This window comes from Loigolactobacillus rennini DSM 20253, from assembly GCF_001436505.1.
GTDB lineage: Bacteria > Bacillota > Bacilli > Lactobacillales > Lactobacillaceae > Loigolactobacillus > Loigolactobacillus rennini.
This window is the reverse complement of record NZ_AYYI01000001.1, coordinates 26,899-32,904: the sequence shown is the minus strand read 5'-3', so window position 1 is coordinate 32,904 and position 6,006 is coordinate 26,899. Positions and strand designations below refer to the sequence as shown.

Here is a 6,006-nt window from a genome sequence, read left to right as displayed (position 1 = left end):
TAGCAGTCACACCCCTTCCTGAACCACGGTTTTCATAGAACTTTTGACGTTACCTTTACGTAAATCTAATTAACCGCTTTATAACCATTATACTACAAGCTGAAAATGATGCCCACTACCGGTGCAAAAAGCCTGCATTCAGCTAGGTTTGCCACGCTTAATTTTTGTTCAAGCGCGCTTGAAGCGCCGCTGCTAACAAAAAACGACCAGTGTTCACTGGTCGTTTACATCACTAAGCTTTTTCAATTTGGGCTAAGGGGTGGAAAAGCGCGCCGACAGAGCGGTGTTGGTGAATTAACTGAATCGCTTTGCCAATCAGTGGGCCCACTGATACGACGTGTAATTTTTCAAATTGTTTGGCAGCGGGAATTTCAATTGAATCAGTGACAACAACTTGTTCAAAGGCAGATGCCTGTAATTTGGCCGGTGAATCGTCGGAGAACACAGCGTGAGTACCAGTTGCATAAATGTGCGTGGCACCAGCTTTCTTCAGGGCAACTGCGGAACTGATCGCCCGCTCGCCAGTATCGATCATGTCATCCACCACTAAGGCTTTTTTACCTTGGACGTTGCCGATGATGTTTAAATCTTCGCAGTCCGTTTCGCTGGAATGGCGCCGATCGATGATGGCAATTGGCGCACCATTTAGTAATGTCGCCATCTGGCGCGCCCGCGGGACACTGCTGTGATCAGGCGAAACCACCACTAAATTTTCGGTTAAACTGCTATTTTTAAAGTAATCAGCCAACAATGGTGCGGCCTGCAAATGATCGACAGGAATGTCGAAGAAACCTTGAATTTGCGCAGCGTGTAAGTCCAGCGCGACGACGCGGGTCACCCCAGCCATCTGCAACATATTCGCGATTAACTTGGCGGTAATCGGCTCCCGAGCCCGGGCTTTTCGGTCTTGGCGCGAATAGCCGTAATACGGAATGACCACGTTAATGTTTTTCGCACTGGCCCGGCGCAAAGCATCCACCATAATCATTAATTCCATCAAATTTTGGTTGATCGGATCAGAGATCGACTGAATTACAAAAACCGCGTCGCCACGGATACTTTCTTCTAAGTTGATCTGAATTTCGCCATCACTAAACTGTTTTACCGACGCTTTGGCTAAGCTGACCCCGGTCGCTGCGGCAATTTTTTCCGCTAAGGGGCGGTTAGCGTTTAACGCAATCAATTTCAGCTGCGGATCCAAATTATGCTCTGCCATACATATCCTCCGTTTTGTAAGAAATTAGCTTTCAAGAAAATGGTAGCATTTTACCGGCTAAAAGCAACAGTTTTTCATGCTTTGTCATCAAGATTTTACTTAATTTACGCAGGTTAAGGTAAAATCAAGTCACCACTTCCCGAGTTGAGGAAGTTTCAAGCGCGCTATCAAGCGCGCTTGATTGTCACCACTGCCGGCTTTAGTGGCTGCCCACATCGGTGAACAACGCCTGCAGGTTAGCTGCCCTTAGGTAAATGCGGGCCCAAAGGCACACTGCTTGGTAGGTTCCTGCTGCCACAGTGACATAAAAAAGCAGGGCAGCGTTTTTTTTCCGTTGTCCTGCTGTGGTTTTAATCTTTAATTGGTTTAACGGGTTTCATGTAAATCACTGATGAGTTGGGGACGCGGATGATGGTGAAGTGTCTGGCGGTGCGGCCAGCGCGGATTCCCAATCCGTTGAGCAGCGTTGGTTTGTAGGTCGCCTTCAGCGTCGCCGCAAAGGTTTGTTCGTATTTTTTATCATAGTGCGCCAATTCTTTTTTCGACCATGGATAATTAGACGCTGCCACGCTTAGCGGGTGCGGTCCGGCAACAATGGTAGCGTTATTGCTAGTAATCTGATAACGCGCACCTTTCACCCAATAAGTGTAGTGCTGCAGCGGTTGTTTGCCATTGCCGTTTTCCACTTTCACATCGTAAAATTTGCCGCCGATGGGTGTCATCACCAGTGGTTCGTAATCGTACTTCACCGATACCGCGTTTTCGTCCTCTAAATCCACATCCCGGAAAAAAGTGAAGTAACTGGCAGTTCCTAGCAATGCTAAAAAAACCAGCATTAAAACGGTGGACTTGCCAAAATCTTTGCCGTTAAAGCCGTACTGGCGGTGCACTAATCGTTTTAGCCGCCGAGTGCGGATATTATGCAATGCAAACCAGAGGCACCCCAGCACCACTAACCAAAGTGCAATCCCAAGTATATTCACTAACGCCACGTTTTTACCCCCTACGTCACGACTTATTCTACCGGTATTTCGTCACGCCGACTACCATTTTAAGCAGCCGGCATGACAAGTTTGGTAACACCTTAGATTATACTGATTTTTTATGCATTTGACCACCAAAAAATCATTAAGTTTATTCTGGCTGTTTTTTGGCGATACGTTAAGGGTTCAGCGTGTTAATCCGTTAAAAAATTAGTCGCTGGCGAAAAAAATTTAATTTTTAAAAAATCAGCCAGTCATTTTGCGTAGATTAAAGATAGCACCAAAAAAACAACGTCACCAGCTGTTTAGCTTTAAACGTCCAAAAATTAGTTTTCCGCACTGCTTTTAGCTGCTTTTAATGTGGTTTGCAGCTAATGTCCCCTTTATTGAAGCACGATCAGATATTCATTTTTATTGCATTTGCAACTAAAATAATAAACGTTTATACTGAACAACAGCTTTTACTGAAGGAGGAACAATATGCCTGCTGACATTTTACGGCAAATCGGTACCATCGCCCGGTCGCTGGATTCGCTGAGTAACTTGGAATTTAAACAAATTGCCCTGACTAAAGGCCAGTATTTATATGTGGTGCGGATTTTCGAAAACCCGGGCATCATTCAGGAGCGCCTAGCCGAACTGCTGTGCGTGGACACTGCGACTTGTAGCCGGGCGTTACGTAATCTAGTGCAAAAAGGCTTGCTTGAAAAAAAGCCAGATGCAACTAACCGAAAAATTAAGCATTTAGTTTTGACCCCGGCTGGCAAGCGCCTTTACCCCTTGCTTAAACGAGAAAATCGCCATTCAACACAAGTGGCTTTAACCGGTTTATCTGCTGCAGAAACGGCCCAACTGCGCCAGTTGTTAGCCAAAGTTAGCCACAATGTAGTTCAAGATTGGCAAGCAGTTAAAAAAGGCCACCAGCGTCACTATTAAGGAGGAAACAATGTTAATAACCATGCGGCCAGTCACTAAAGCTGACCTACCCCAACTACAAAAAATTAGCCGCGCCACTTTCAGTGCAACCTTTGGTGCTGAAAATACCCCGGCAGATTTAAATACTTATTTAGCAACTACTTATAATCAAGCGCGGTTAGCCCAAGAATTGGCTAACCCGGCCACTGATTTTCAATTCATTTTTTACCAAAAACAATTAGCTGGTTATTTAAAATTAAACACCGGCACCGCCCAAACAGAACCAATGGGCCCGGCAAGCTTAGAGATCGAACGGATCTATTTATCCCAAGCGTTTAAACGGCTAGGGCTTGGGACTAAGTTAGTTCAGTACGCGTTGCACCGCGCTAGCCAACAGCACAAACAAACGGTTTGGTTAGGCGTTTGGGAACATAATTTACCTGCACGCCAATTTTACCAGCGATTAGGCTTTCAGCGTTTTGGCGCCCATCAATTTCAATTAGGCGCGGATTTACAACACGATTTATTATTGAAAAAAACGTTGCCGGCTTAACTTGAAAAGTACTACTGGCTACTGTGAATAAAAAATAGTGCCATAACGGGCACTATTGTATTTCTGTGACAAATTTCAGTCTTTTACGAATTAGCTAGATCTGAGCGCGATTGCAGTTTCATTCAAGCATGTCGCATGATTACAATGTGCAGATTACTTCCCTGCCTGATAAAACGCTTGCCGATCGGCTGCTGGCACCATTGAACCGCCTGTCGCCCATGCGATGTGCACCGCATTAGCCATTTTATCCGTTAGCTGCTGCTGGGCTAAAAAGGCTTGCCCCGCTTGAGAAGTTAACAACGCTGCTGGCCCGGATAAACCCGCTGTTGCTGCCGGTTCTAGGAAAATATTTTCTGTATCGTAAAGCCGCGCCAAATTTAAGTTAGCCGTTTCATCCGTCAATGTGTAACCACCGTCGAAAAAGTGGGCCATCAATTGAGCAACAAACTGCGATGTCCGCGGCACGGCCAAACCATCCATTACCGTTTTACCGTCGATGCCAAAATCAGTCACCGAGACGTTGGCGTACTGTTTGGTCAACAAACCTAATAACAGTGACGGCACATGGGTGGGTTCCGCGAAAAAGGCGTAAACATTATCGCCGAATTGATATTTAGCGCCAAACGCGATCCCACCGGGACTGCCGCCAACCCCGCAAGGCAAATACAAGAATAACGGGTGCTGGGCATCAATTAGCAATGACCCAAACAAAAATGCCCATGAAACTCTCTGCTAGAAAGAATTTCCAAAAATTGTGAAACAATTGGTCTAAAATTAACTAGGCCGATTTTCCCTACAACGCCGGGTCGTTGTGCCCTAACCGCATCACATCGCGGACAATCATCAATTCTTCATTGGTTGGCATCAACACAGCAGCCACTTTTGAATCAGCCGTGCTGATCACCCGGGCTTTGCCACGGACAGCATTTTTTTGCGGATCAACTTGCACGCCAAAGTAAGCCAGCTGCTTGATAATGTTAGCCCGCAATTCAATGCCGTTTTCACCGCTACCAGCGGTGAAAACTAGCGCGTCCAAGCCATTCATGGTCGCGGCATACGCACCGATGTACTTCACCACGCGGTTAATAAAAATGGCTAATGCCTGTTTGGCTAGCGGATTGCTGGCTTCTGCCTGCTCCAAATCCCGCTGGTCCGGCGATAGTTGTGACAACCCCAACAAGCCTGACTTGTGATTTAAAATATCAATCATGTCACTCATTTTATTAATGTGCAGTTTTTCCATTAAATAAGGTAATAACGATACATCGATGTCGCCGCAACGGGTACTCATGGTGATGCCCGCTAGCGGGGTAAAACCCATCGACGTATCCACAGCTTGGCCATGATCAAAAGCGGTAATCGACGCCCCACTGCCTAAATGTAAGGTAATCATTTTCAAATCAGCCAACGGTTTGCCCAACAATTTGGCAGCTTGCTGGGAAACATAACGGTGGCTAGTCCCATGAGCGCCGTACTTACGCGCCCCGTATTTTTCATAGTAATCATAAGGGATACTGTACAAATAATTTTGCGGTGGCATTTTGGCAAACAAAGACGTGTCAAACACTGCCACTTGCAGTACCCGCGGCAATAATTTCATGAAAACACGAATGTAGTAAGCCTGCGTTGGATTATGTAAAGGCGCGTACTCAGCTAATGATTCAATTTTACGCAACGTTTGCGCCGTGATTACCACAGAATCCTGGAACGTTTCACCACCAGCAACCACCCGGTGGCCGATACCGCTAATGTCCTCAAAGCGGGCGATAATCCCTAAATCTTTCAATTCTTCCAGTAACAACGTCGCGGCAAGATCATGAGATTTAATGTCCCGCGTCATTTTGAATTTTTTACCATCACCATATTTGGCGGTGAAAACCGAATCGGCCATCCCTAGCCGATCAATCATCCCTTTAGCCAAAACGGTTTCCGCAGGCATCTCGAATAACTGCCACTTTAACGTGGAACTGCCTGCATTGATTGCTAAAACTTTTGCCATGCTATTCCTCCTGGTCGTCTCCAAAGTTAAAAAACGCTGCCCCATTGAGTTGGTTGCGTTACTAAATGACTAGTTTTGCCGACTAAACGCAGCGCGCGTCGCCAACGGTAATTCCTAGCGACAGTAGCCATGCAGCGTTGTAACTGCAGTTTAGCCATAACTTCCATTCTAAAGGAGCACAACCGATTTTTCAAGCGCTTTCACTAGTGACGCTTAATTTACACCGCTTTCAAAAACACAAAATAAAAAGCAGCCGTAAACAAGCCCTGTTGTCCCTCCAGTTGAACTTTGCCAACAAAGGCACACAGCTGCCTGTTTGGCCGCTTTTACTGGCGCTTTA

General features: G+C 46.1%; 7 protein-coding genes. 2 read left to right on the top strand and 5 right to left on the bottom strand.

Translation table 11 applies throughout. The annotated features are described in order from the left end of the window. Positions 1–232: 232 nt before the first annotated feature. Positions 233–1,216, bottom strand: a complete 984-nt coding sequence (locus FC24_RS00180; RefSeq protein WP_057872851.1) for a ribose-phosphate diphosphokinase — start codon at positions 1,214–1,216, stop codon at positions 233–235. 350 nt (positions 1,217–1,566) lie between these two features. Further along, positions 1,567–2,208, bottom strand: a complete 642-nt coding sequence (locus FC24_RS00175; RefSeq protein WP_057872850.1) for an LVIS_2131 family protein — start codon at positions 2,206–2,208, stop codon at positions 1,567–1,569. Between the two features lie 471 nt (positions 2,209–2,679). Here FC24_RS00175 and FC24_RS00170 point away from each other — a divergent pair, with 471 nt between their 5' ends. Continuing rightward, a complete protein-coding gene (locus FC24_RS00170) occupies positions 2,680–3,135 on the top strand; it encodes a MarR family winged helix-turn-helix transcriptional regulator (protein WP_057872849.1) in 456 nt (151 codons plus the stop codon). 10 nt (positions 3,136–3,145) lie between these two features. Continuing rightward, the gene (locus FC24_RS00165) at positions 3,146–3,667 is read left to right on the top strand and encodes a GNAT family N-acetyltransferase (protein ID WP_057872848.1); all 522 of its coding nucleotides are present in this window, start codon (positions 3,146–3,148) and stop codon (positions 3,665–3,667) included. A gap of 153 nt (positions 3,668–3,820) precedes the next feature. Here the strand turns inward: FC24_RS00165 and FC24_RS00160 are convergent, their stop codons facing one another. The 3 genes from FC24_RS00160 to FC24_RS11850 form a co-directional block, all read right to left on the bottom strand. Continuing rightward, positions 3,821–4,378 (bottom strand): pyridoxal-phosphate dependent enzyme, encoded by a 558-nt coding sequence (locus tag FC24_RS00160; protein ID WP_083485576.1) that lies wholly within the window; start codon positions 4,376–4,378, stop codon positions 3,821–3,823. A gap of 82 nt (positions 4,379–4,460) precedes the next feature. Beyond that, a complete protein-coding gene (locus FC24_RS00155; RefSeq protein WP_057872847.1) occupies positions 4,461–5,666 on the bottom strand; it encodes an acetate/propionate family kinase in 1,206 nt (401 codons plus the stop codon). A 26-nt stretch (positions 5,667–5,692) separates the two neighbouring features. Further along, entirely contained in the window at positions 5,693–5,824 is a 132-nt protein-coding gene (locus FC24_RS11850; protein WP_268872289.1) for a hypothetical protein, read from the bottom strand. Positions 5,825–6,006 lie beyond the last annotated feature (182 nt).